General features: G+C 72.3%; 18 protein-coding genes. 15 read left to right on the plus strand and 3 right to left on the minus strand.

Annotation, left to right across the window (positions count from 1 at the left end):
- Window positions 1–2 precede the first annotated feature (2 nt).
- The 5 genes from fdh to ACNKF0_RS00405 are packed head-to-tail and all read left to right on the plus strand — an operon-like array spanning window position 3 to window position 7,260.
- Window positions 3–3,365, plus strand: a complete 3,363-nt coding sequence (fdh, locus tag ACNKF0_RS00385) for a formate dehydrogenase (protein WP_299930430.1) — start codon at window positions 3–5, stop codon at window positions 3,363–3,365.
- Window positions 3,365–4,282: a 4Fe-4S dicluster domain-containing protein gene (locus ACNKF0_RS00390; protein WP_416955010.1), complete on the plus strand. Its 918-nt coding sequence runs from the start codon at window positions 3,365–3,367 to the stop codon at window positions 4,280–4,282. The genes fdh and ACNKF0_RS00390 overlap by 1 nt, the downstream gene beginning before the upstream one ends.
- The gene (nrfD, locus tag ACNKF0_RS00395) at window positions 4,279–5,334 is read left to right on the plus strand and encodes an NrfD/PsrC family molybdoenzyme membrane anchor subunit (protein WP_299930436.1); all 1,056 of its coding nucleotides are present in this window, start codon (window positions 4,279–4,281) and stop codon (window positions 5,332–5,334) included. Before ACNKF0_RS00390 ends, nrfD begins: the two co-directional genes overlap by 4 nt.
- A gap of 53 nt (window positions 5,335–5,387) precedes the next feature.
- The gene (locus ACNKF0_RS00400) at window positions 5,388–6,674 is read left to right on the plus strand and encodes an OFA family MFS transporter (protein ID WP_416955011.1); all 1,287 of its coding nucleotides are present in this window, start codon (window positions 5,388–5,390) and stop codon (window positions 6,672–6,674) included.
- 19 nt (window positions 6,675–6,693) lie between these two features.
- Entirely contained in the window at window positions 6,694–7,260 is a 567-nt protein-coding gene (locus ACNKF0_RS00405) for a TetR family transcriptional regulator (protein ID WP_416955012.1), read from the plus strand.
- Window positions 7,261–7,314: 54 nt separating this feature from the next.
- On the opposite strand, the gene ACNKF0_RS00410 is transcribed toward ACNKF0_RS00405, so the two are convergent.
- Window positions 7,315–8,946 (minus strand): M28 family metallopeptidase, encoded by a 1,632-nt coding sequence (locus tag ACNKF0_RS00410; RefSeq protein WP_416955013.1) that lies wholly within the window; start codon window positions 8,944–8,946, stop codon window positions 7,315–7,317.
- A 146-nt stretch (window positions 8,947–9,092) separates the two neighbouring features.
- Between ACNKF0_RS00410 and ACNKF0_RS00415 the strand changes: the two genes are divergently transcribed.
- From ACNKF0_RS00415 to ACNKF0_RS00450, 8 genes are all read left to right on the plus strand, one after another.
- Window positions 9,093–10,481, plus strand: a complete 1,389-nt coding sequence (locus ACNKF0_RS00415; RefSeq protein ID WP_299930445.1) for an MFS transporter — start codon at window positions 9,093–9,095, stop codon at window positions 10,479–10,481.
- 10 nt (window positions 10,482–10,491) lie between these two features.
- Entirely contained in the window at window positions 10,492–11,718 is a 1,227-nt protein-coding gene (locus tag ACNKF0_RS00420; RefSeq protein WP_416955014.1) for a M15 family metallopeptidase, read from the plus strand.
- Between the two features lie 23 nt (window positions 11,719–11,741).
- Window positions 11,742–12,719 carry an NADPH:quinone oxidoreductase family protein gene (locus ACNKF0_RS00425; RefSeq protein ID WP_416955015.1) on the plus strand — a complete coding sequence of 326 codons (978 nt, stop codon included), beginning with the start codon at window positions 11,742–11,744 and terminating at the stop codon, window positions 12,717–12,719.
- Window positions 12,720–12,755: 36 nt separating this feature from the next.
- Complete coding sequence (locus ACNKF0_RS00430) at window positions 12,756–14,699, plus strand: M13 family metallopeptidase (RefSeq protein WP_416955016.1); 1,944 nt, start codon at window positions 12,756–12,758, stop codon at window positions 14,697–14,699.
- Window positions 14,700–14,761: 62 nt separating this feature from the next.
- The gene (locus tag ACNKF0_RS00435) at window positions 14,762–15,220 is read left to right on the plus strand and encodes a universal stress protein (RefSeq protein ID WP_416955017.1); all 459 of its coding nucleotides are present in this window, start codon (window positions 14,762–14,764) and stop codon (window positions 15,218–15,220) included.
- A 49-nt stretch (window positions 15,221–15,269) separates the two neighbouring features.
- Window positions 15,270–16,076, plus strand: a complete 807-nt coding sequence (locus ACNKF0_RS00440) for a 2-phosphosulfolactate phosphatase (RefSeq protein WP_416955018.1) — start codon at window positions 15,270–15,272, stop codon at window positions 16,074–16,076.
- A gap of 102 nt (window positions 16,077–16,178) precedes the next feature.
- The gene (locus ACNKF0_RS00445) at window positions 16,179–17,186 is read left to right on the plus strand and encodes an SGNH/GDSL hydrolase family protein (RefSeq protein WP_416955019.1); all 1,008 of its coding nucleotides are present in this window, start codon (window positions 16,179–16,181) and stop codon (window positions 17,184–17,186) included.
- Window positions 17,187–17,454: 268 nt separating this feature from the next.
- The gene (locus ACNKF0_RS00450; protein WP_416955020.1) at window positions 17,455–19,626 is read left to right on the plus strand and encodes a RecQ family ATP-dependent DNA helicase; all 2,172 of its coding nucleotides are present in this window, start codon (window positions 17,455–17,457) and stop codon (window positions 19,624–19,626) included.
- Between the two features lie 524 nt (window positions 19,627–20,150).
- Here ACNKF0_RS00450 and ACNKF0_RS00455 read toward each other — a convergent pair.
- Window positions 20,151–21,725: a DHA2 family efflux MFS transporter permease subunit gene (locus ACNKF0_RS00455; protein ID WP_416955021.1), complete on the minus strand. Its 1,575-nt coding sequence runs from the start codon at window positions 21,723–21,725 to the stop codon at window positions 20,151–20,153.
- A gap of 64 nt (window positions 21,726–21,789) precedes the next feature.
- Window positions 21,790–22,974, minus strand: coding sequence for a dipeptidase (locus ACNKF0_RS00460; RefSeq protein WP_416955022.1), 1,185 nt, complete (start codon window positions 22,972–22,974; stop codon window positions 21,790–21,792).
- Between the two features lie 94 nt (window positions 22,975–23,068).
- On the opposite strand from ACNKF0_RS00460, the gene ACNKF0_RS00465 reads away from it, so the two are divergent.
- Window positions 23,069–25,783 carry a DEAD/DEAH box helicase gene (locus ACNKF0_RS00465; protein ID WP_416955023.1) on the plus strand — a complete coding sequence of 905 codons (2,715 nt, stop codon included), beginning with the start codon at window positions 23,069–23,071 and terminating at the stop codon, window positions 25,781–25,783.
- Window positions 25,780–26,475 carry an SWIM zinc finger family protein gene (locus ACNKF0_RS00470; protein ID WP_416955024.1) on the plus strand — a complete coding sequence of 232 codons (696 nt, stop codon included), beginning with the start codon at window positions 25,780–25,782 and terminating at the stop codon, window positions 26,473–26,475. Before ACNKF0_RS00465 ends, ACNKF0_RS00470 begins: the two co-directional genes overlap by 4 nt.
- Window positions 26,476–26,497: the final 22 nt, after the last annotated feature.

Genomic DNA, 26,497 nt, shown 5'->3' on the forward strand with positions numbered 1-26,497 from the left:
CCATGGCGGAGTCGAGGTCGCTCCTCCCCTGGCCCGTGCTCCGGCAGCTGACGAGCGGTGACCTCCTCGGACGCGGCAAGGCCGTGCGCTCGCGCCGCACCGACGAGGTCGAGCCACGGACCAGCACCGCCGACCGGGTCGCACGGAGCGTGTGCCCCTACTGCGCCGTCGGGTGCGGGCAGAAGATCTTCGTCAAGGACGAGAAGATCGTGCAGATCGAGGGCGACCCCGACAGCCCGGTCAACCGCGGCCGGCTGTGCCCCAAGGGCTCGGCCAGCAAGAACCTCGTGACGAGCTCGCTGCGCGAGACCACGATCAAGTACCGCCGCCCCCACGGCACCGAGTGGGAGGACCTCGACCTCACCACCGCGATGGAGATGGTGGCCGACCGGGTCGTGAAGTCGCGCCGCGACGCGTGGCAGGAGCTCGACGAGAAGGACCGTCGCGTGCGGCGAACGATGGGCATCGCGAGCCTCGGCGGCGCGACGCTCGACAACGAGGAGAACTACCTCATCAAGAAGCTCTTCACCGCGATGGGCGCCATCCAGATCGAGAACCAGGCGCGTATTTGACACTCCGCCACCGTCCCCGGTCTGGGGACCAGCTTCGGGCGCGGCGGCGCCACCGGCTTCACGGCTGACCTGGCCAACGCGGACTGCATCATCATCCAGGGCTCCAACATGGCCGAGGCGCACCCCGTGGGCTTCCAGTGGGTCGTCGAGGCGCAGAACCGCGGCGCCAAGGTGATCCACGTCGACCCGCGCTTCACCCGCACCAGCGCGGTGGCGGACAAGCACGTCCCGATCCGCGTCGGCAGCGACATCGCCTTCCTCGGCGGGATCATCAGCTACGTCCTCGAGAACGGCCTCGACTTCCGCGACTACGTCGTCAACTACACCAACGCCGCGACGATCGTCAGCGACCGCTTCGAGGACACCGACGACCTCGACGGGCTCTTCAGCGGCTTCGACCCCGACAAGCGCACCTACGACCCCACCAGCTGGCAGTACGACGTCGAGGACGAACCGGGCCAGCAGAGCGCGGCCCAGGCCGACGACTCCGAGGAGACCCAGGAGCAGCGCGACTCCGCAGCCGGCATGCAGCACGAGGCCCACGGCATGCAGGTCGAGGGGAAGCCGCGGCGCGACGAGACGCTCCAGCACCCCCGGTGCGTCTACCAGGTGCTCCGGCGCCACTTCGCGCGCTACACCCCCGAGGTGGTCGAGCAGACCTGCGGCGTCAGCCAGGCCGACTTCCTCGAGGTCTGCCGGGCGTGGACGGAGAACTCCGGACGCGAGCGCACGACGGCGCTGGTCTACAGCGTCGGCTGGACGCAGCACAGCGTCGGCGTGCAGTACATCCGCACCGGCGCGATCCTCCAGCTGCTGCTCGGCAACATGGGCCGTCCCGGCGGCGGCATCATGGCGCTGCGCGGCCACGCCAGCATCCAGGGGTCGACCGACATCCCCACCCTCTTCAACATCCTCCCGGGCTACCTGCCCATGCCCAACCCCGACCAGCACGCGACGCTCGGCGACTACGTCGACAGCATCCGCAACCCGGGCAGCAAGGGCTTCTGGTCCAAGGCCGACGCCTACACCGTCAGCCTCCTCAAGGCCTACTGGGGCGAGGCGGCGACGCCGGACAACGACTTCTGCTTCGACTACCTGCCCAAGATCACCGGCGACCACGGCACCTACCGCACGGTGCTCGACATGATCGACGGCAAGGTCTCCGGCTACTTCCTCCTCGGCCAGAACCCCGCCGTCGGCTCGGCCCACGGCCGGGCACAGCGGCTCGGCATGGCCAACCTCGACTGGCTCGTGGTGCGCGACCTCTTCGAGATCGAGAGCGCGTCGTTCTGGAAGGACGCGCCCGAGGTCGCGACGGGCGAGATCGTGCCGGAGGAGTGCGCCACGGAGGTCTTCCTCTTCCCGGCCGCCTCCTACGCCGAGAAGGAGGGCACCTTCACCCAGACCCAGCGGATGCTGCAGTGGCGCGAGAAGGCGGTCGACCCGCCGGGCGACTGCCGCTCGGAGCTGTGGTTCTTCTACCACCTCGGCCGGATGGTCCGTGAGCGTCTGGCCGACTCGACCGACGACCGCGACCGACCGCTGCTCGACCTGGCGTGGGACTACCCCGTCCACGACGAGGGCGCCCTCGGCTCCGAGGGCGCGCAGGCGTGGGGCGAGCCCAGCGCCGAGGCGGTGCTGAAGGAGATCAACGGCTACGACGTCGCGACCGGGCGGCCGCTGTCGAGCTTCGTGGAGATGAAGGCCGACGGCTCCACCGCCGGCGGTTGCTGGATCTACACCGGGGTGTTCGCCGACGGCGTCAACCAGGCCAACCGTCGCAAGTCCCGCCACGACCAGTCGTTCGTGGCACCCGAGTGGGGCTGGGCCTGGCCGATGAACCGCCGCATCCTCTACAACCGCGCGTCCGCCGACCCCGACGGCAAGCCGTGGAGCGAGCGCAAGGCCTACGTCTGGTGGGACGAGGAGCAGCAGCAGTGGGTCGGCGACGACGTACCCGACTTCGAGAAGACCAAGCCGCCGTCCTACCGGGCGCCCGAGGGCTCGGACGGCATCGAGGCCATCGAGGGGATCGACCCGTTCATCATGCAGGGCGACGGGAAGGGCGCGCTCTACGTGCCGCAGGGCCTCATCGACGGCCCGATGCCCACGCACTACGAGCCGGTCGAGTCGCCGTTCCGCAACCCGCTCTACGGCCAGCAGGCCAACCCGACGCGCATGGACTACCGCCGCGACGACAACCCGATGAACCCGGCGCCGCCGGAGGAGCACAGCGACGTGTTCCCGTTCGTCTTCACCACGAGCCGGCTGACCGAGCACCACACCGCCGGCGGCATGAGCCGCTACCTCGAGCACCTCGCCGAGCTGCAGCCGGAGATGTTCGTCGAGGTGTCCCCGACGCTGGCGCGCGAGCGGGGCCTCGAGCACATGGGCTGGTGCCACGTCGTGACCGCCCGGTCGGCGGTCGAGGGCCGGGTGCTGGTCACCGAGCGGCTGCGGCCGCTGCGGGTCGAGGGCCGGACGGTCCACCAGGTCTGGATGCCCTACCACTGGGGCGGTGGCGGCCTCGTCACCGGCGACTCGGCCAACGACCTGTTCGGCATCACCCTCGACCCCAACGTGCTGATCCAGGAGAGCAAGGTCGGCACCTGCGACGTACGTCCCGGGCGGCGGCCGACGGGCCCCGCACTGCGGGAGCTGGTGGCCGACTACGGCCGGCGGGCCGGGATCGGTGACCAGCTGCCCGCCCGGATCGTCACCGCGTCGGCGGACGCCCAGGCCCGCTCCCTCGCGGCCGCCGAGACCAGCGACGACGACCAGGAAGGTCAGTGATGGGCCCCAACAGCCTCTTCGGACCGCTCGACCCGGCACCCGACGCCGGCTACACCGACGCCCCGAAGCGCAAGGGCTTCTTCACCGACACCAGCGTCTGCATCGGCTGCAAGGCCTGCGAGGTGGCGTGCAAGGAGTGGAACGACGTCCCGGAGAACGCCTTCGAGATGCTCGGCACGTCCTACGACAACAGCCACTCGCTCAACGCCAACCAGTGGCGCCACGTCGCCTTCATCGAGAAGCCCGCCGCCAAGCCCTCCGCGCCTTCGGTCGACCTCGGCATGCCCGCCGTCGGCGCGCCGGTGAGCGACGTGCCCCAGGACGAGAAGCCCGACTTCCAGTGGCTGATGTCGTCCGACGTGTGCAAGCACTGCACCCATGCCGCCTGCCTCGACGTGTGCCCCACCGGCTCGCTCTTCCGCAGCGAGTTCGGCACGGTCGTGGTGCAGGACGACATCTGCAACGGCTGCGGCTACTGCGTCGCCGCCTGCCCCTACGGCGTCATCGACCGCCGCCGCGGCCCCGAGGGCGACCCCAAGGTGGGCATCGCCCAGAAGTGCACCCTCTGCTACGACCGCCTGACCGACGGCCAGCGCCCGGCCTGCGCCGCGGCGTGCCCGACGGAGTCCATCCAGTACGGCGACGTCGACGAGCTGCGCGAGCGCGCCACCGCCCGGGTGGAGCTGCTCCACGAGCGAGGCGTGATGGACGCCCGGCTCTACGGCAACGACCCCGATGACGGCGTGGGCGGCACCGGCGCGATGTTCCTGCTGCTCGACGAGCCCGAGGTCTACGGCCTGCCGCCCGACCCGGTCGTGACCACCAAGGACCTCCCGCGGATGTTCACCCGGGCCGGGATGGCCGGCACGGCGCTGCTCATCGGCGCAGCGCTCTCGTTCGTGCGGAGGCGGCCGTGAGCCCCGCCCCGGACGCCTCCACCCACGGAGACGGGTCCGGCACGCAGGTCCGCCACGGCGGCAGCCCCGGCCGCTCGCGGGGCAGGTCACGCGGCGGCGACCGGGTGATGGTGCCCGACGCCGACTTCACGTCCTACTACGGCCGCCCGATCGTCAAGGCCGCGCCGTGGGAGCACGACATCGCCTACTACCTCTTCACCGGTGGCGTCGCAGCCGGCTCCTCGCTCCTCGCCGGCGGTGCGGACCTGACCGACCGGCCCGGGCTGCGACGCGCAGGACGGATCGGCTCCTTGGTCGGGCTGCTCCTCAGCATCGTGGCCCTGGTCCACGACCTCGGCAAGCCGAGCCGCTTCCTCAACATGCTGCGCGTGGTCAAGCTGACCTCGCCGATGTCGGTCGGCACGTGGATCCTGTCGTTGCACGGGCCGTTCGCGGGCCTGGCCTCGGCCGCTGAGCTGGTCGGCATGTTGCCCACCCGCTGGCAGCGCGGGCCGGTGCGCCTGCTGCTGCGGCTGGGACGCCCGGCCGGGTTGGTGGGGGCCGTGACCGCCCCGCCCGTGGCGGCGTACACCGCCGTGCTGCTCGCCGACACCGCCACCCCGGCGTGGCACGCGGCCCACGAGGAGCTCCCCTTCGTCTTCTGCGGCTCCGCCGCCGCGGCCTCCGGCGGCTGGGCGATGGTCACCGCCCCGATCGCCGAGGCCGGACCGGCCCGCACCTTCGCCGTCGGCGGCGCCGCCGTCGAGCTGGTGATGGCCCACCGCATGGAGACGTCGATGGGCCTCGCGGCCGAGACCCTCCACACCGGCACCGCCGGCAGGTGGATGCGGGCCAGCAAGGTGCTCACCGCGACCGGCGCCGCCGGCGCCCTCCTCGGCGGACGCAGCCGGGTGCTCTCGGTCGTCTCGGGCACGGCCCTGATGGCCGGGTCGTTCTGCACCCGCATGGGTGTCTACGAGGCCGGGATGGCCTCGGCGAGGGACCCGAAGTACACCGTGGTGCCGCAGCGCGAGCGCGTCGAGCGCGGCGAGCAGGTACGCCACCAGGGGTGAGCCACAGGTCACCTCGGGCCGTCGGACGGCCGGACCGTACGAAGGAGACAGGCATGGAACGGACATCCACACGCGCTCGTGACGACGCCGCGCGGGACGGCTCCACCCCGGGCGGCTTCCGCTGGCTGCTGGTCGCCGGCGCGCTGCTCCTGCAGTTCTCGATCGGTGCCGTCTACGCCTGGTCGGTCTTCGGCGGCGCCCTGGAGGAGGCCGAGTCGTGGCAGCTCGGCAAGGTGCGCGCCTCGCTGCCCTTCACCGTGACGATCGGCATGATCTTCGTCGGCAGCTACGTCGGTGGCCGTGTGCAGGACGCCAGGGGCCCGCGCGTCGTGGCGCTCGCCGGTGGCGTCATCTACTCGGTCGGCATCCTGCTGGCCGGGCTGACCAACGGCGCCGAGGACTACTGGCTGCTCATCCTCGGCTACGGCGTGATCAGCGGCTTCGGCCTCGGCGTCGCCTACATCGTTCCCATCGCGATGCTGCAGAAGTGGTTCCCCGACAAGACCGGGCTCATCACCGGCCTCGCCGTCGGCGGCTTCGGGTTCGGCGCGGTGCTCACCTCGCCGGTGGCGCAGCTGCTCATCGACCGCGATCCGGAGGACCCCACGGGCGCCTTCGTGCCGCTCGGCCTGGCCTACCTGCTGATGTCGCTGGTGGGCGCCTCGATCTTCCGCAACCCGCCCGCGGACTACGTCGTACCCGGCGTCGAGGAGAGCGACGGCGCTGCCGACACCGGCGACACCGACTACACCCAGGCCGAGGCGCTGCGCACCCCGCAGTGGTACTTCCTCACCGCCATCCTCACCCTCAGCGTGAGCGCCGGCATCGCGCTGATCTCGCAGGCCAAGCTCAGCGCCACGGACATCGCCGGCGTCAGCGTCACCGGTGCCGCGACGCTGGTGGGCGTGCTGGCGATCTTCAACGGTGCCGGCCGCATCGTGTGGGCCGGCATCTCCGACCGCATCGGGCGGATGAGGACCTTCGCCGCGATCCTGGCCCTGCAGGGCATCTGCCTGATCCTGCTCCCGCACGCCGGCAGCGTGCTGCTGTTCTCCGCGCTCGCCGCGGTCATCTACCTCTGCTACGGCGGCACGTTCGGCACGATGCCCGCCACCGCGGGCGACTTCTTCGGCGTCCGCAACGCCGGCGCGATCTACGGCCTCATGCTCATCGGATGGAGCCTCGGCGGCGTCATCGGCCCGGTGCTCGCCTCCGCGCTCATCGGTGACGAAAAGGCCTACACGCTCGCCTACACGACCATCGGCGTCATCGCGCTGGCCTCCGTCGCCCTCACCTTCGTCACCAAGGTGCCCGCCGGCCGGCACGCCGAGCACGGCTGAGGCCTGCCAGAATCCCGTCATGGCCACGACCACGACCCGCGAGCGCATCGTCGCGGCGGCCGTGGAGATGACGACCTCGTCGGGCTGGGCCGCGGTCACGATGGCGCGCCTCGCCGACGCGGCCGGGGTGAGCCGCCAGACGGTCTACAACGAGGTCGGCTCCAAGCCGGCGCTCGCCGAGACGATGATCCTCGAGGAGCTCGCCCGCTTCCTGCAGGTCGTCGAGCAGGCCTTCGACGCCGAGCCCGACGACCTCACCCGGGCCATCGAGCGCGCCGTCACCGACGTGCTGACCTATGCCCGCGCCAACAAGCTGCTGCATGCCGTCGTCAGCGCGACCCACGGCGCCGACACCGAGCTGCTGCCGCTGCTGACGACCAACGCCGGCTCGCTGCTCGGTGCCGCCAAGGACGTCATCAGCGCACGCGTGGCGCCGTACGCCCCGGGCATCGACGTCGCCCACCTCGACCCGGCCATCGACATGGTCGTGCGCGTGGTGCTCAGCCACGTGATGCAGCCCTCGGGCTCGCCCGAGAAGACTGCCGCCGACATCGCCTGGCTCGCCGGTCAGGCCCTGCGCGGCTGAACGACGAAGGGTGGCCGCCGCGGCCGCGGCGACCACCCTCCCGTCATCGTGGCGTCACTCGCTCTCGTGCTCGTGGTCGTCGTGGAGACCGCCGGACGGGCACCCGGCCGTCGTGCAGAACGTGCCCTCCGGTCCGGTCGGCTCCGGCAGCGGCACGGACTCGGGCACCGGCTTGCCCGCCACGCCGTTGACCGACTCCGTGGAGTAGGCGTAGGTCAGCGCGGCGTACGCGATGAGGTCGCTGTTGACGTCCAGCGCCGTGTCGCTGTTGTTGGCGAACGTGTCGCACGCGAGGTGGTAGCACGGATCGAACTGGGCCCCTGCGGTGCCGCCCCAGATGGCTTGCTGGGCGGGGGTCTTGACGACCTCGGCGCCGGTGAACAGACCGCCCGAGGGGATGCCGGCCTGGATGAAGGCCTGGTAGTCGCTGCGCCCGGAGAACTGGGCGTCGTCATAGGGCTGGCCCAAGGAGGTGTAGACCCCCTCGAAGAGCTCCTCGATCGCCTCGGACCCGGTCGGGATCGGAACGCCCGCGGGAGCCGGGAAGGTCGACTCGTTGGCGTCGTAGGTCATGAAGACGTAGTTGGGCGAGCCCACCATGTCGTAGTTGAGGTAGAGCGCGATGCGGTCGCGCTCGGCCTGGGAGAGGCCCGTGACGTACGCCGTCGAGCCGAGCAGGCCGGACTCCTCCGCCCCCCACCACGCGTAGCGGACGGTGTTGACCGGCTTGACCTTCGCCATCTGCAGCGCGGTCTCGAGCAGCGCGGCCGAGCCGGAGCCGTTGTCGTTGATGCCCGGACCGGCCGCCACGCTGTCGAGGTGTGCTCCGCTCATCACCACGTTGTCCGGGTTGACGACGCCGCGCTTCTCCGCCAGGACGTTGTAGTCGGTGCGGGTCTCGCTGGGCAGGACGCGCACGCGGGCGGTGGAGCCTGGGGCCGAGAGCGCAACGCCGTCGGCGAACGAGGCACCGACGACCGGCACCGAGATCGGTCCCGGGGGCGGGTTGAGGGTGCCGACGATCAGCCCCTCGCGCGTGGGGTCGTTGCCCTGGTTGAAGATCACGACCGCCTCGGCGCCGGCCTGCTGGGCGAAGAAGGCCTTCTCGCCGAACGTGCAGGTGCCGCGCTGGATCAGCGCGATGTCGGTGGGGCCGCTGAAGTCCAGCCCGGTGAAGTCCGAGGCCGTGCAGCCGCTGGAGCTCGCGCGCGGCGGCGTGAGGGCGAGGTCGACCGGGATCACCGTGCCGGTGACGTCACCGTTGCCGGAACCGGTGAAGGTGCCGGTCTCGTAGTCGGCCGACACGGGCGACAGTTGGCGCAGGAGGGCAGGGAAGACGAACTGGAACTCGAAGGGGTCGAGCGTGACGTCGTAGCCCGCGGCCTCCAGCTTGCCGACCACGTAGTCGACGCTGGCGGCGTAGCCCTCGGTGCCGGCGACCCGGCTCCCCGGGTAGAACTCGTCGTCGTTGGCGTCGGCGATGCCCTGGAAGGCGGCCTGGTGGGCGCGCACGCCCTCGAGGGTGACGCACTCGAGCAGCTTCTCGTAGGTGTTGTTCGTGCGCTTCAAGCACGACGGGGGTGCTGCCTCGGCGGTCGTCGTGGTGGCGAGCCAGGTGGCACCACTGGCGACCAGCGCCAGCGACACCAGGCACGCGGTGCGGCGCCTGCTTCCTCGTGAGGACATGGGGGTCTTCTCCTCGGGGTGGGTGACGCCGGGTGGGCGCCGGTGGGGGGATGTGACGTGTGTCACATTCGGCATCCAACGGAGATCGCCACCCGGGGTCAAGGTGCACTGGACCAGTGGACGACTGCACGCCCTAGCCTTGCCGCGTGAGCGGAGTCGTCTGGGGTACGCCGACCGCGCGGGGGATCGTGGCCGCCGCGACCCTCGGCTCCGGGCTGACGCTGCTCGACGGCACGGTGGTCAACGTGGCACTGCGGTCGATGGGCGCCGACCTCGACGCGTCGCTGGCGCAGCTGCAGTGGATCACCAACGGCTACTTCCTCTCCCTCGCCTCGCTCATCCTGATCGGCGGGTCGCTCGGGGACCGCCTCGGCCGACGTCGGGTCTTCGTCATCGGCACCGTGTGGTTCGCGCTCGCCTCGCTGCTGTGCGGGCTCGCGCCGACCGCCGAGGTGCTGATCGCGGCGCGCGTGCTGCAGGGGATGGGCGGCGCGCTCCTCACGCCGGGCAGCCTGGCGATGATCCAGGCGTCGTTCCGGGCCACGGACCGCGGTCGCGCGATCGGCGCCTGGTCGGGGCTGGGCGGCATCGCCGCAGCCGTCGGACCCCTGGTCGGCGGGCTCCTGATCGACTACGCCTCGTGGCGCTGGATCTTCTTCATCAACCTGCCCCTCGCCGCCCTGACGGTGTGGTTGGCGCAGCGCTGGGTGCCGGAGAGCCGCGATGAGCAGGCCAGTGGGCGCTTCGACGTCGCCGGGGCGACCCTTGCCGCGCTCGCCCTCGCCGGCATCACCTGGGCCCTCACCGACGCCGGTGGCACCGCGACGCCGTACGCCGTCGCCATCGGGGTCGTCGCCGCGGTCGGCTTCATCGTCGTCGAACGCCGGCTGCACGACCCGATGGTCCGGCTGGAGCTGTTCGCCGACCGCACGTTCAGCGCGGCCAACGGCATGACGCTGCTGGTCTACGCCGCCCTCGGGGCGATCCTGTTCTTCCTGGTGCTCCAGCTGCAGACGGTCGGCGGCTACTCGGCCCTCCAGGCCGGCCTCGCCACCTTGCCGATCACGGCCTGCATGCTGCTGCTCGCCTCCCGGGGCGGCGCCCTCGGCCAGCGGATCGGACCGCGGATCCCGATGACGGTCGGGCCGCTGGTGATGGCGGCCGGCGCCGTGTGGCTGCTCGTGGTGGGTGAAGACGTGACCTGGTGGCGCGACGTGCTGCCCGGGCTCACGGTCTTCGGCCTGGGCCTGGCCCTCATGGTGGCGCCGCTGACGTCGACCGTGCTCAATGCCGCCCCGGACGACAGTGCCGGCATCGCCAGCGGCATCAACAACGCGGTCGCACGTGCCGGTTCCCTGCTCGCGGTCGCCGCGTTGCCCGCGGCGGTCGGCCTCGCCGGTGACGACTACCGCGACCCGGCGCTGTTCGATGCGGCCTACGGCACCGCGATGCTCGCGTGCGCCGCGCTGCTCGCCCTGGGCGGGCTGGTCTCGTGGATCACGATCCCGAGCGGTGTCCAGACACCGAGTGCCTAGGGTCGGGGGCGTGGGCGTACGACGACGGGCGGGCGCGGCGGCGACAGCCGTCCTCCTGACCGCGCTCGCCGCGTGCAGCGAGCCGGCCGCGCCGGAGGAGCCGGACCCCTCACCGGCCACGACCGCCGAGCCGAGCGAGCCGACGGAGCCGACCGGGCAGGCCTCGACGGTCCCCGTGGCCGACCCCGCCCACGCCGTCGACCCACCCGGCGAGCGCAGCGGACGGCTGTGGAGCGCCGACATCCTCGTGCAGTGGGACAAGACCATCGACGACGAGCTGCTGAAGCAGGTCGAGCAGCTGGAGGGCGTGGCCCACACCGAGCGCATCGGGCTGGGCCAGGTGAGCCTGGAGAACCGGGTGCTCACCGTCGCCTCCGTGGACCCCGCCCGCTACCGCAACTTCACCCAGGCGCAGGTCGCCGACTTCCAGGAGGCGTGGGACCGCGTCGCCGGCGGCGAGCTGGCCATCGACCGCGCGGTCGCGCGACGGCTGGTCGACGACGAGGGGATGATCCGGCTCGGCGTCGAGGACGACGCGCCGGACCTCCACGTCGGGGCGTACACCCCGCAGGTCCCGACCATCGACATGGTGGTCAACACCGCGTGGGCCGAGGACATCGAGATGGCCACCGACAACGGCCTGCTGATCTCGACCGACGACATCACCCCCGCCACCATCCGCAAGCCGCTGGAGCGGCTCGTCGGCAAGGACGCCTCGGTGCAGATGCTCGACGTCGCCTCGCGGCTCGGTCTCGACCCCGACGCCAAGCTCACCGCTGTCCCCACCGGCGGCACGCTGGGCAGCGTCGTCGGCACCTTCCGCTACCGGGTGGTCGGCGGCGGCCGGATCGCCCCCGACCCGGCCTGGGTGTCGGACCACATCCGCACCGAGCAGGTGCCGATCCTCGGCACCGTCACGTGCCACAAGGACCTGTTCCCGCAGCTGCGCGCCGCCCTGCTCGAGGTGCAGCAGCGTGGCCTGTCCGACGCGATCGACCCCGGTCAGTACGCCGGGTGCTACTACCCGCGCTTCATCGCCGACACGACGACGCTGTCCAACCACTCCTTCGGCCTGGCCCTCGACCTCAACACCGCAGGCAACCAGCGCGGCACCGTCGGCGAGATCGACCGCGACGTGGTGGCGATCTTCAAGACGTGGGGCTTCGCCTGGGGCGGCGACTGGCGCTGGACCGACCCGATGCACTTCGAGCTCGCCGAGGTGAAGCGGGTCGGCTGAGCCGCCGTCGCTAGGGTCGCCACATGCGCGCAGTCCAGGTCGTCACGCTCACCGGTCCCGCCGACATCGAGGTGCGCGAGGTCGACCCGCCTACCCCGGGCCACGACGACGTCCTGGTCGAGGTGCACAGCGTCGGCGTCGCCTTCCCGGACCTGCTGCTGAGCCGGGGGGAGTACCAGTTCAAGCCGGAGCCGCCGTTCACCCTCGGCGTCGACTTCGCCGGCGTGGTCCTCGACCCGGGCTCGCCGGAGTCGAGCGGGTTCGCCGTCGGCCAGCGGGTCGCCGGCGTCAACCTCAGCGGCGGGGCGGCCGAGCAGGTCGCCAACCCGGCGATCTTCACCTTCGCGCTCCCCGACGCGATGTCGTACGACGAGGGGGCGGCGCTCCCCATGAACTACCTCACCGCTCTGTTCGCGCTCGAGGAGCGCGGGGGCCTGCGCGAGGGCGAGACGGTCCTCGTCCACGGCGCGGCCGGCGGGGTCGGCACCGCCACGCTGCAGGTCGCCAAGGGACTCGGCGCCCGGACGATCGCCGTGGTGAGCACCGAGGAGAAGGCGGCGTTCGCACGGGCGGCGGGGGCCGACGAGGCCGTGGTCGGCCCCGACTTCAAGGCCGCGGTCAAGGACCTCACCGGCGGCCGGGGCGTGGACGTCGTCCTCGACGTGGTCGGCGGCGACGCGTTCACCGACTCGCTGCGCTGCCTCGCGGAGCAGGGTCGCGTGCTCGTCGTCGGCTTCGCAGCCGGCCAGGGCATCCCCGAGGTCAAGGTCAACCGGCTCCTGCTGGGCAACACCGACGTCCGCGGCGTCGGCTGGGGGGCGTACGCCATGACCCGACCCGGCTACATGCAGCAGCAGTGGCACCGCCTCGTCCCGATGATCGAGTCGGGCGTCGTGAAGCCGCCGGTCGGCGTGACGTACGACCTGGCCGGTTTCGGGCAGGCACTCGTCGACATGGACGAGCGGCGCACCCTCGGCAAGTCGGTCGTGCGCGTGCGCTGATGCTCCCGCTGGGCCCGCGGCGTTAGGGTCGAGCGCGTGACGATCCTCGACGCCGCTCGCGACGGCATGAACCCCGACATCCGCCCGCAGGACGACCTCTTCGGCCACGTCAACGGCCGGTGGCTCGACGAGACGGAGATCCCGTCCGACAAGTCGAGCTGGGGTGCGTTCATCGCGCTCGCCGACGCTGCCGAGCAGCAGGTGCGCGACATCATCACCGAGCTCGCCGACCGGCCGGCGGACGGCCTCGACGAGGACGAGCGCAAGATCGGCGACCTCTACGCCTCCTTCATGGACACCGAGACCATCGCCGCCAAGGGCCTCAGCCCGGTCCAGGGCCTGCTCGACCGGGCCCACGCCGTCACCGACCTGACCGAGCTCGCCGCCTTCCTCGGCGCCTACGAGCGCATCGGCGGGCCCGGCCTCTTCGGCTCCTACATCACCCCCGACCGCGGCGACGCCTCGAAGAACATCGTCTACCTCGCGCAGGGCGGCCTCGGCCTGCCCGACGAGTCCTACTACCGCGAGGACAAGTTCGCCGAGATCAGGGAGAAGTACCTCGCCTACCTGACGACGCTCCTCACCCTCAGCGAGCACGACGACCCGGCCGGCGCGGCGGCGCGCGTGCTGGCGTACGAGACCCGCCTGGCCGAGGGCCACTGGGAGGCCGCCGAGACCCGCGACGTCCAGAAGACGACCAACCACAAGAGCCTCGAGGAGCTGCGCGAGCTCTGCCCGGCCTTCGACTGGATCACCTACGTCACCGGCCTCGGCGGCACCGAGGAGACGCTGCGGCGCTCGATCGTGATGCAGCCCGACTTCTTCTCCCACCTCTCCACCGTGCTGGAGGAGACGCCGATCGAGACCTGGCGCGACATCCTGTACGTGCGCATCATCCGCAGCTCGGCCCCCTACCTGCCCGACCCGTTCGTCGAGGCCAACTTCGACTTCTACGGCCGCACCCTCAACGGCACGCCGGAGCTGCGGGCCCGGTGGAAGCGCGGCGTCGACTTCGTCGAGGGTGCGATCGGCGAGGCCGTCGGCAAGGTCTACGTCGAGCGCCACTTCCCGCCCACGTCGAAGCAGATGATGGACGAGCTGGTCGCCAACCTCGTCACGGCCTACCGGCGCTCCATCGAGGCGCTCGACTGGATGGGGGAGGACACCAAGCAGAAGGCCTACGACAAGCTCGACCGCTTCTACCCCAAGATCGGCTACCCGACGGAGTTCCGCGACTACTCCTCGCTCAACGTCTCCGCCGACGACCTGCTGGGCAACGTCGCGTCCGCGTCGGCCTTCGAGACCGACCGCCAGCTCGAGAAGGTCGGCCAGCCCGTCGACCGCGACGAGTGGCTGATGCTGCCCCAGACCGTCAACGCCTACTACCACCCGGGCACCAACGAGATCTGCTTCCCGGCCGCCATCCTGCAGCCGCCGTTCTTCAGCCCCGACGCCGACGACGCCGAGAACTACGGCGGCATCGGCGCGGTCATCGGCCACGAGATCGGCCACGGCTTCGACGACCAGGGCGCCCAGTACGACGGCGACGGCAACCTGCACGACTGGTGGACCACCGACGACAAGTCGGCCTTCGAGGCCAAGTCGCAGGCGCTCATCAGCCAGTACGACGCCTTCGAGCCGCGCAACCTGCCGGGCGAGCACGTCAACGGCAGCCTCACCGTCGGCGAGAACATCGGCGACCTCGGCGGCCTGACCATCGCCCACAAGGCGTACGTCATCAGCCAGGGCGGCGAGGCCTCCGTCGAGGACCGGCGCACGCTGTTCCTCAACTGGAGCCACGTGTGGCGCACCAAGCGCCGCAAGGAGCAGGAGCTGCAGTACCTCACGATCGACCCGCACAGCCCCGCCGAGTTCCGCGCCAACATCGTGCGCAACCTCGACGAGTTCCACGAGGTCTTCGAGACGCAGCCGGGCGACGGCCTGTGGCTCGAGCCCGAGAGTCGGGTGCGCATCTGGTGACCGGCGCGAACTAGGGCCCTTCGACCCATCCCGCGGGACCTGCGTGCTTCATAGGATGAAGCATGGTCAGGAAGGAAGCCGACATCACCGGCGGGATCGTCGTCGGCCACGACGGCTCGCGCGCGTCGGGTGCCGTCGTACGTCGTGCGGGCGACCTCGCCAGGCGGCTCGGGGTGACGCTCCACGTCGTCCGGGTCTGGAACCTCGCGACCGCGCCCCGGCCCGACTCCATGGTCGGCGGCTACGTCCCCCCGTTCGCGGAGTTCGAGCAGGCGGTCGTCGCCGACCTGAAGGCCGACTGCGAGGCGGCCGGGCTGGCCGGCGACCTCGACCTCCAGCTCTACGCCCTGCGGGGCCAGGCCACCGAGTGCCTCATCGCGGCGGCCGCCCACGCCGAGATGCTCGTGGTCGGCACCCGCGGCGCCGGCGGGTTCAAGGGCCTCCGCTTCGGCTCGACCGCGACCCAGGTCGTACGCCACTCGACCGTGCCCGTGCTGGTCGTCCCCAACACCCCGGACTGAGGCGACGGGGTTTGCGCGGGTGCCTCGCGGGGGTTGTTGAATGGCTCGCGTGACGCTGCCGGGACACGACCAGTCGACCTATCGGCTCCGCATGGAGTGGGGCCCGACGGGCGCGGAGGCGGTGCCGGCCGACTACGCCGTCGTGGTCGACGTGCTGTCCTTCACCACGACCCTCACCGTCGCGCTCGAGCGCGACATCGAGGTCTTCCCGTTCCGCTGGAAGGACTCCCGCGCCGCCGAGCACGCTCTGCGCCACGGCGCGACGCTGGCCGTCGGTCGGTTCGAGGCGCTCTCGCGCGGCGACGCGCGCCACGTCTCGCTCTCGCCCGCCAGCCTCGCCGAGGTGGAGGGCGTCCAACGGCTCGTCCTGCCCTCGCCCAACGGCTCGACCATCGCCTTCGCGCTCGCCGACTCCGGTGCCCGGGTCGTCGGCGCCTGCCTGCGCAACGCCGGGGCGGTGGCCCGGTGGCTGGCGCCGAAGGTGGCCGACGGCGCCAGCGTGGTCGTCGTACCCGCGGGTGAGAGGTGGTACGACGACACGCTCCGGCCGGCGGCCGAGGACCTGTGGGGTGCCGGTGCGGTCCTCGCCGCACTCGACGCGGAGGGCGAGGCCGAGGCCGGGGCCAGCCCGGAGGCGCGGCTGGCGATCGCGGCCTGGCACGCCGCCGTGCTGCCCCACGACCTGCTCCACTGCGCGGGCGGACGCGAGCTGGCCGAGGCCGGCTTCGTCGCCGACGTGGAGATCGCCGCCCGGCACGACGTCAGCGACGTCGTCCCGGTGCTGGTCGGGGAGTCGTTCCGCGACGCCGCCTCGCTCCCGCCGGCGGGCGCGCGACTGCGCCGGGTGGACGGCTGAGGTCGGGAAGACCGACGAATCGCCTCTGGTGGAGCACACCGCTCTGTCCCTACTGTGATCGAGGCCACACTCGGGTGGCCCCTTCGCGACAGGATCGACCAGATGAATCGAACGTCCCGCCTCGCCGTGCTCGGCGCGGCTCTCGCCGGCCTGCTCACCCCGCTGCTGCTCCAGCCGGCCCAGGCCGCCGCCCCCGCCTACGTCGCCCTGGGTGACTCCTACTCCTCGGGCACCGGCACCCGCTCCTACCTCGCCGACGGCACCAGCTGCCAGCGCTCCACCTCGGCGTACCCGAGCCTGATCGCCGCCGCCCGCGGCTACGCGCTGAACTTCCGCGCCTGCTCGGGTGCCACGGTCGCCGACGTCACCACCACCCAGCTCTCCGCGCTGACCTCGGCCACCACCTACGTGTCGATCTCGGTCGGGGGCAACGACGCCGGCTTCGCCGACGTGCTCACCGAGTGCGCGCTGCCGGGCTGGATGAGCAGCTGCGACCGGGCGATCAACGGTGCCCAGTCGTTCATCAACGGCACCCTGCCGGCCCGGCTCGCGACCCTCTACTCCGGCATCCGCAGCCGCTCGCCGTACGCCAAGGTCGTCGTCGTCGGCTACCCGCGCATCTTCAACGGCGAGGACTGCAACGCCTTCACGTGGTTCTCGCCCGCCGAGGAGTCGCGGCTCAACCAGACCGCCGACCTGCTGAACTCACGGCTGGCGACGGCGGCCTCCGCCGCCGGCTTCTCGTTCGCCGACCCCACCAGCCGCTTCGTCGGCCACGCCGTCTGCGACGACGACGAGTGGATCAACGGGCTCTCCAACCCGATCACCGAGAGCTACCACCCCAAGGTCACCGGCCACGCCGGCGGCTACACGCCCACCGTGAGCCCGCTGCTCACCGGTGCGACCGTGGCGGTCACCGCCGACGTGGTCGCCGCCTCCTCCTCGAGCGGTGAGCAGCAGGCCGTCCTGCAGCGGCAGTACGCCGACGCCGACCGCACGATCGAGCCGAAGCGCTTCGTCGCGCCCGACCTGACCACCCCCGAGGCCCGTCGCGCCGCCCGCCGGGCCGGCGTCGACATCGACCGGTTCATCGCGCGCAGCACCCGCTGAGGCGGGCTCGGGGAGGGTCGCCTCCCCGCCGGGGGTAGTCCAGTGAGAAGTGGCTGCGGCTGCTGGTAGTCCAGTGGAAAGTGGCTGGACCTGCCGCCCGATGTCGACCCTTGTCCACTGGACTACCGACGTCGATGACCGTTTCCCACTGGCCTACCCCGCTGCGGCCCCGCCCTCACCCCACCCGGGACGAAACCGCCGCGGGCTCGCGACCCGGGCCTGTGGATGCGGCGGTGCGGTCGTCGGTGGCGGTTGGTAGACAGGGCGCATGAGCAGCCCGACCGCCACCGCGACCGACGACGTACGCCTCTCCGCGCGGGAGGCAGCCGAGCGGCACCTGCGCGCGCTGGTCGGCCGCGACGACGCCGTCCTCCGGGAGGACCAGTGGGCCGCCATCGAGGCCCTGGCGGTCGACCGTCGGCGCGCGCTGGTCGTCCAGCGCACCGGCTGGGGCAAGTCGGCCGTCTACTTCGTCGCGACCAAGCTGTTGCGGGAGGCGGGGGCGGGGCCGACGGTGATCGTCAGCCCGCTGCTCGCCCTCATGCGCAACCAGATCGCGGCCGCGGAGCGCGCGGGCATCCGGGCAGTGACGATCAACTCCACCAACATCGACCAGTGGCAGCCGATCCACGACCAGATCCACGCCGGAGAGGTCGACGTCCTGCTGGTGAGCCCGGAGCGGCTCAACAACCCCGGGTTCCGTGACGAGGTGCTGCCGCGGCTCGCGGCGACCTGCGGGCTCCTCGTCGTCGACGAGGCCCACTGCATCTCCGACTGGGGCCACGACTTCCGCCCCGACTACCGCCGGCTGCGTACGCTGCTCGCCGAGCTGCCGGCCGGCATCCCGGTCCTCGCCACCACCGCGACCGCCAACGCGCGGGTCACCGACGACGTCGCCGAGCAGTTGGGCGTGCACGGCGATTCTCCGCTGGTCGAGGAGGGCCCTCAGGGCCTGTCACGAGACCAGGTCCTCGTCCAGCGCGGCACCCTCGACCGCGAGTCGCTCCGGCTCGGTGTCGTCCAGCTCAAGACCCCCGAGCAGCGGCTGGCCTGGCTGGCCGACCACCTCGCCGAGCAGCCGGGGTCCGGGATCGTCTACTGCCTCACCGTCGCGGCCACCCAGGAGGTCGCCGGCTACCTCCGCGAGCGCGGCCTCGAGGTCGCCGCCTACTCCGGGCAGACCGAGGCCGACGAGCGCCACGGGCTCGAGCAGGCGCTCGTCGACGGTCGGGTGAAGGCCCTGATCGCCACCAGCGCCCTCGGCATGGGCTTCGACGCGAGCCTGGGGTTCGTGATCAACCTCGGCGCGCCCGCCTCGCCGGTCGCCTACTACCAGCAGGTCGGTCGCGCCGGCCGCGGCACCGACGACGCCACCGTCGTGCTGCTGCCGCAGATCGAGGACCGCGACATCTGGGCCTACTTCGCCTCGCTCGGCTTCCCCCGCGAGGAGCAGGTGCGCGAGACGCTGGCCGCCCTGGCCGGGTCCGACCGCCCGCTGTCGACCGCGACGCTCGAGACCCGCGTCGAGCTCGGCCGCAACCGGCTCGAGTCGATGCTCAAGGTGCTCGACGTCGACGGCGCGGTGCAGCGCGTGCAGGGCGGTTGGGTCGCCACCGGCCGCCCGTGGGACTACGACGCCGAGCGTTACGCGCGGGTCGCGGAGGCCCGTGAGCGCGAGCAGCAGGCGATGCTCGGTTACCTGCGGACCACCGAGTGTCGGATGCGCTACCTGCGCGAGCAGCTCGACGACCCCGAGGCCACGGACTGTGGGCGCTGCGACAACTGCGGCGGCCTGACCCTGTCCACGTCGGTCAGCGAGGCCGCGGTCGCCGAGGCCGGGCAGCGGCTGTCGCGTCCCGGCGTCGTGCTCGAGCCGCGGCGGATGTGGCCGACGGCCCTGGCCAACCTCGGCCTCGACCTCAAGGGCAAGATCTCCGCCGGCGCCGAGCCCGGCCGGACCGTCGCCCGTCTCACCGACCTCGGTCACGGTCAGGCGCTGCGCGCGCTGTTCCGCGAGGACACCCCCGACGGCCCGGTGCCCCCGGGCCTCGCGCAGGCCGTCATGGACGTGATGAAGGACTGGGCGCCCGAGTGGTCGTCGCGTCCCGACGCGATCGTCGTCGTCGAGTCAGCGACCCGGCCCACCCTCGTCCGCGACCTCGCCGACGGCCTGTCACGGGTGATGCAGGTCCCCGTCGTCGGCACGTGGGCGATCCGCGACCCCTCGGTCCCGCCGCGCGCCGGCCAGTCCAACTCCGCCCAGCGGGTCGCGGCCGTGCGTCGCCGCGGCGGCCTCGATGCCGACATCCCTGCCGGTGCGACGGTCCTCCTGGTCGACGACCAGGTGGCGACCGGCTGGACCCTCACCGTCGCCGCGACCGCGATCCGCGCGGCCGGCGCCTCCGCCGTACTCCCGCTCGCCCTCGCCGCCCAGGGCTGACGACCCGGGTCGGCGCCCGCTCGCGCGTCGCGCCCCGACGTCGGGCGCCCGCAGCGTCATGCGGATCCGCACCTGTGGGATCGGGTTCGTCTGACGTACGGCGTCGGGCGCCCGCAGCGTCATGCGGATCCGCACCCATGGGGTCGGGTTCGTCTGACGCTCGCGCGCCCGGCGTACGCGGTGGGGAACCGTCGGGTCGTGTCGGCGCGCGTCCGAGGACCCGACGGTTCCCCAGCCCCAGCCCCAGCCCCAGCCCCAGGTCGTCGACGGCCGCACGTGCGGCGGAGGTGGCCCCGCCAAGCGGCGTACGAGGGCGAGATCCGCCGCACGTGCGCGCCGCCTGCCCCGCCGGACCGCGAGCCGGATACCTGAGGACGCCACGGACGGAGCGAGGCCCGCATCACGACCACGGCGTCCTCAGATATCGCCGGGCAGGGACGGGGTCCGGCCACCCGACGGCCGCGGAACGACAGCGGCCCGCCCTCCGGCAGGAGGACGGGCCGCGGCCGACGTACGACGACGGGTCAGTGGGCCATGACCGCGGTGGCGTCGACCGGGGAGACCTTCTTGCGGGGCAGGAACGCCGCCGGGATCAGGCAGCAGGCGACCAGCACCGTGGCGACGACGAAGACGGTCGCGAAGGCGTCGGCCATGTCGTTGGTGACCAGCTGCTCGAGGACGCCGAGCTGCTCGGGCGAGATGCCGAAGCGGTCGAGGATCGCGGCGACCTGGGTCTGGTCGCCGCCGGCCTCGGCGAGCGCGTTGCCCGCAGCGACGAAGCGCGAGTCCTTCAGCTCGTTGGTGAGGATCACCGAGAACAGCGCGGTCCCGATAGAGGCTGCCACCTGCTGGGTGATGTTGAGCAGGGTCGAGCCGCGCGCGACGTTGTGCGAGGTCAGCGTCGCGAGCGCCGCCGACATGATCGGCATCATCGTGCCGCCCATGCCGAGGCCCATGATGAAGAGCGCGCTGAGGATGTAGACGTAGGAGGTGTCGGCCTCGATCTGGGTGAACATCGCCATGCCGACGGTGATCACCGTGATGCCGGTGAGGACGATCTTGCCGGGGCCGATCCGGTCGGCCAGGATCCCGGCGAGCGGCATCGTGATCATCGCGCCGATGCCCTGCGGCGCCAGCAGCCAGCCGGTGAAGAGGGTGCCCTCGCCGCGGACCTGGATGAAGTAGAGCGGGAAGAGCAGCGAGGAGCCGAAGAACGCGATCGCGAAGAGCGTCATCGTGATGACGGCGACGGTCATGTTCCTGTTCTTGAACAGCCGCAGCTCGACGAGCGGGTGGATGTTGCGCTTGGCCAGCGCCCACGGGACGAACGCGACGATCAGCAGGAGCCCGACGATCATCGGCCCCAGCACCCGCACGGCCATCGCCGTGCCCTCCTCCGGGATGGAGCTGACGCCGTAGAGGAACAGCGCGAGGCCGGGGGAGAGCAGCACCATGCCCAGCCAGTCGAAGGTCTCCGACGGCTCGACGTGGTCCTGGGGCAGCACGATCCAGGCGTAGACGATCGCGGCGATGCCGATCGGCAGGTTGATCAGGAAGATCCAGTGCCACGAGGCGCTCTCGATCAGGGCACCACCGAGGATCGGGCCGAAGATCGGGCCCAGCAGCATCGGGATGCCGAGCACGGCCATCACCCGACCGACCCGCTCGGGGCCGGCGGCGCGCGTCAGGATCGTCATGCCGAGCGGCATCAGCATGCCGCCGCCGAGGCCCTGCAGGACGCGGAAGAGGACCAGCATCTCCAGCGACGTCGCGGCCGCGCAGAGCACGGAGCCGATGGTGAAGAGCAGCACCGCGAGCAGGTAGAGGCGCTTGGTGCCGAAGCGGTCGGCGGCCCAGCCGGTCAGCGGGATCACGCTCGCCAGGGCGAGGGTGTAGCCGGTCATCGTCCAGGCGACCTCGGCCGCGGTCGCGTCGAACTCCTCCTGGAAGGTGTTGAGCGCGACGGAGACGACGGTGATGTCGAGGATCGACATGATCGCGCCGAGGACGACCACGCCGGCCACCATCAGGACGCTCTTGTCGAGCTTGTCGGAGTGCTCCGGCTGCGCGGCGCCGGGCTGGGTCTGGGTGTCGGTCACCCGGCAACGGTATTGGTTGCGTCCGACAACGACGCAATTGTTTTCGGGGTGGCCTGCGTCACCCTCACGGGTGGAGGGGTGGTACGCCGTCCAGGTCCTCGATGCGGGCCAGGCTGGGGCCGCGCTCGGCCTGCAGGTCCGCGGCCACCGACTCGACCTCCCGGAGCACGCGCAGGGTGTTGCGGCAGGTGAGCCGCGCGAGGTCGTCGCCCGACCACCCGCGCTCGGCCAGCGCGGCCAGGAGCGCCGGGTAGGTGGAGACGTCCTCGAGCCCGTCGGGGAGGGTCGCGACGCCGTCGTAGTCGCCGCCGAGCCCGATGTGGTCGATGCCGGCCACCTCGCGCACGTGCTCGCAGTGCGCCACCACGTCGGCGAGCGTGGCGCTCGGCTGCGGGTGGTCGAGCGACCAGGCCTTCTCGAACGCGCTGAACCGCGGGCCGTCGGCCTCGGCGATGCCGCCCTCGGCGGCGGCCGCGACGAGCTCGCGGTGGGCGTCGGCGCAGGCGGCGTTCACGAACTTCGGCACGAAGGTCACCATGCACACCCCGCCGCCGCGGGCCATCGCCTCGAGCACGTCGTCGGGGACGTTGCGCGGGCTGTCGGTGACGGCCCGGGCCGAGCTGTGGCTGAAGATGACCGGTGCCTCGGCGACCTCCAGCGCGTCACGCATCGTCTCGGCCGAGACGTGGGAGAGGTCGACCATCATCCCGACCCGGTTCATCTCCCGCACGACCTCGCGGCCGAACGCCGTCAGCCCGCCGGCCACCGGGGTGTCGGTGGCCGAGTCGGCCCACGGGGTGTTCGCGTTGTGGGTCAGCGTCAGGTAGCGCACCCCGAGCGCGTGCAGGGCGCGCAGGGTGCCCAGCGAGCAGTTGATCGAGTGCCCGCCCTCGGCGCCGGCCAGCGACGCGATGCGGTCCGAGGCCCACGCCTCCTCGACCTCGTCGGCGGTCGTCGCCCACGCCAGCTGGTCGGCGTACCACTCGGTGAGCACCCGCGCCGCGTCGACCTGCTCGAGGGTGGCGCTGACGGCGTCGTCCCCGGTGAGCAGGGTGGGCACGTAGACCGACCAGAACTGCGCGCCCATCCCGCCCGCGCGCATCCGCGGCAGGTCGGTGTGGGTCGGGGTGCCGCCCGCCCCGACGTCGAGGCGGGAGAAGTCGTACGCCGCCTGCTCGCGCGCGGCCCACATCAGGTCGTTGTGGCCGTCGATCACGGGGTGGGCCGCCAGCAGCGCCGAGATGTCCATGGTGCCCGACCGTAGCGGCTCGGGAACTCCCTGTCGGTGCGAGGCGTTAGCGTCCCTGTCGTCCGCTGCCCGGCGGGGACAGGAAGGTGGCCACGTGAGTCTCGTCCCGGTCACCGGTCCCGCCAGGTTGCTGGTGGGCGAGCCGCCCCGGGAGGGCTCGGTCGAGTTCACCGACGAGCGCCGCACCATCGTGATGCCGATCCGGGGCGCGCTGCCGGTGCTCGGCAAGGTCCGCGACCAGGCCGACGTGCACCCGTCGGTCGCGCTCCTCGCCGGCGCCGCGCTGATGGGCCTGCAGCTGGTCGCGTCCGGTCGCTTCGCCCCCGACCCCGAGGGGCGGCACTGGCAGGTCGCGGGGCTCGACGCCGCCGACGAGCGCCGCATCGCCGAGCTGGCGCGCTCGCGCGCGTGGGACGGGTTCGACGAGGCGACGGCCGAGGGCATGGTGCGGGGGCTGCTCGACGCGGTGGTGGACACCATGCCCCGGACCACCCCGGGGCGCTCGCGCCACCGGGGCCCGACACCGGCGGCTCGTGCGCCGGCGGACCGATCGGAGCCGTCGAGCCCCGACGCGTTCAGCGACGAGCTGCAGCACCGCATCGCCCGCATCCGCGCGCGGGGGCGCGACGACCGACCGCACCTGGTCTCCCTCTCGTTCCGGGTCGAGGCCGACGAGGAGGAGCTGGTCGCAGGAGCCCTGCGCCTGGTGCTGCAGGTCCACGCCGTCGACAACCCCGCCCACCTCGCCGACGCCTCCGAGCTGTGGGCCGAGTCCGGCCCGGAGGCCGCGCACGGCTTCGGCGAGCGCGCCCGCACCCATGCGGCCATCGCGCTGCGCTCCGCGGCCGACGCCTGGCCGGTGCTCGACCGGCTGCTCGACCTGCGTGTCCCCGACGAGATCGTCCTCGACTCCGACGAGATCCTGTCGCTGCTCGACGGCGGTGCCGCGGCGCTGACCGAGGCGGGCCACCCCGTCATGTGGCCCAAGTACCTCGACCGCGAGGTCACCCAGCGGGTCGAGCTGGGCCACCGCTCGCCCGCCGGCACGCGCGAGGAGCCGCTGCAGGACGGCCTCTTCGGGCCGCAGGCGCTGTTCGGCTTCGAGTGGCAGCTCTCGCTGCACGGCGACGAGCTCAGCGACGACGAGATGGACGAGCTGGCCCGCACCACCAGCCCGATCATCAAGCTGCGCGACAACTGGGTCGCCGTCGACTCCGCGGTGATCAAGCGCGCCCGCAAGCGGCTGATCCGCACGGTGACGCCCGTGCAGGCGCTGGCGGCGACGCTCACCGGGGTCGTCGACATCGAGGACTCGCCCTACGAGGCAGTCGTCGGGGCGAGCCTGCTGAAGGTGCGCGACCGGGTCCGCGACGCAGCCTCGGGCGAGCTCGTCGACGTCCCCGCCGCGCTGCAGGCGGAGCTCCGCGACTACCAGCGCCGCGGCCTGACCTGGCTGGCCGAGCTCACGGGGCTCGGCCTCGGCGCCTGCCTGGCCGACGACATGGGTCTCGGCAAGACGATCACCCTGATCGCGCTGCACCTGCACCGGAGGGACACGGGCGCGGGTGGTCCCACGCTCGTCGTCTGCCCGGCGTCGCTGCTCGGCAACTGGGAGGCCGAGATCCGTCGCTTCGCACCGGGAGTCGACGTACGCCGTCACCACGGCAGCGCCCGCGACCTGGGCGGCGTCACCGGCGGCTTCGTGCTCACGACCTACGGCACGATGCGCAACGACGCCGCGCTGCTCGCGGAGGTCGCGTGGGACCTGGTCGTCGCCGACGAGGCCCAGCACGTGAAGAATTCCCGCTCGGCTGCGGCCCGGGCGCTGCGGACGATCCCGAGCACCGCGCGCGTGGCGCTCACCGGCACGCCCGTCGAGAACGACCTCACCGAGCTCTGGTCGATCCTCGACTGGGCGATCCCCGGCCTGCTCGGCAGCCGCAACGCCTTCCGCAAGGTGTGGGCGGGACCGATCGAGTCGGGCCTCGAGCCGACCAAGGCGAGGCAGTTCGCCGACCTCATCGGCCCCTTCCTGCTGCGCCGCCGCAAGTCCGACCCCGGGGTCGCGCCGGAGCTGCCGCCCAAGACCGAGACCGACCACCTGCTCGGCCTCACGCGCGAGCAGGTCGTCCTCTACGAGACGCTCGTGCGCGAGTCGATGCGCCGCATCGAGGAGGCCGACGAGGAGACCCGCCGCGGCCTGGTGCTCAAGCTGCTCACCGGCCTCAAGCAGATCTGCAACCACCCCGCCCACTTCCTGCGCCAGCCCAACCCCAAGCTCCGGGGCCGCTCGGAGAAGATCGAGCTGCTCGACGAGCTGGTCGGCACGGTGATGGCCGAGGACGGCGCGGTCCTCGTCTTCACCCAGTACGTCGCCATGGCGCGGCTGCTGGAGCGTCACCTCGCCGCCGCGGGCGTGCCGCACCAGCTCCTGCACGGCGGCACCCCGGTGCGCGAGCGCGACGCGATGGTCGCCCGCTTCCAGGCCGGCGAGGTGCCGGTCTTCCTGCTCTCGCTCAAGGCCGGCGGCACCGGGCTCAACCTCACCCGCGCCGACCACGTCATCCACCTCGACCGCTGGTGGAACCCCGCCGTCGAGGACCAGGCCACCGACCGGGCCCACCGGATCGGCCAGACCCGACCGGTGCAGGTGCACCGCTTCATCACCCAGGGCACGATCGAGGAGAAGATCGCCGAGCTGCTCGCCCGCAAGCGCTCCCTGGCCGACTCGGTCCTCTCCCGCGGCGAGACCGCCCTGACCGAGCTGTCCGACGACGAGCTCCGCGACCTCGTCGAGCTGAGACGATGAACGGCACCACCCATCCCCGGCTGCCCGCGCGGCGGGGTGGCGGGACCGGCACCTGGTGGAGCAAGGCGGTGCTGCGCGCCGTGGAGGAGGCCGCCTTCGGGGAGAAGGAGCTGCGCGCCGGGCGGGCTCTCGCCCGAGCCGGGGCGGTCGGCGCGATCACGGTCACCGAGGGCGGCGCGGTCGCGGCGGTGACCGAGGGCCAGGACGCGTTCACCGTCGAGGTCACCGTGCCGGTCCTCGCCGAGGACGACGCCGCGGCGTTCACCGAGCTCGTCGCGTCCGAGTCGGGACGCATCGGCGCCCTCCTGGCCGGCCAGCTGCCGCACGCGTTGGTCGAGTCGGTGGAGGAGGCCGGTGTCGAGCTGCTGCCTTACGGCGGCGAGCTGGGCTCGGCCTGCACGTGTGAGGCGTGGCTCGACCCGTGCCCGCATGCGCTGGCGGTGCTGACCCAGCTGGCCTGGCTGATCCAGGCCGATCCGTTCGTGCTGACCCACCTGCGCGGGCTCTCGCGCGAGCGGGTGCTGCGCGACCTGCACCAGCTCCGGCAGCCGGCCGGCGAGCCGACCGTCGCGGCTGGGTCCGGGGGAGACTCGGACGCCACCGACGACGTCGACGACCTGGTGGTCGCCGAGGACGCGGCCGTCCGGGCCGCGCGCCTGCTGCGGCTGGAGAGTCCGTTCGACTCCTGGTGAGGAGCCCGCTGCGCGGCCTTGG

Origin of the sequence: Nocardioides sp. T5, from assembly GCF_048161455.1 — a bacterium.
In the GTDB taxonomy this organism is placed as follows: domain Bacteria; phylum Actinomycetota; class Actinomycetes; order Propionibacteriales; family Nocardioidaceae; genus Nocardioides.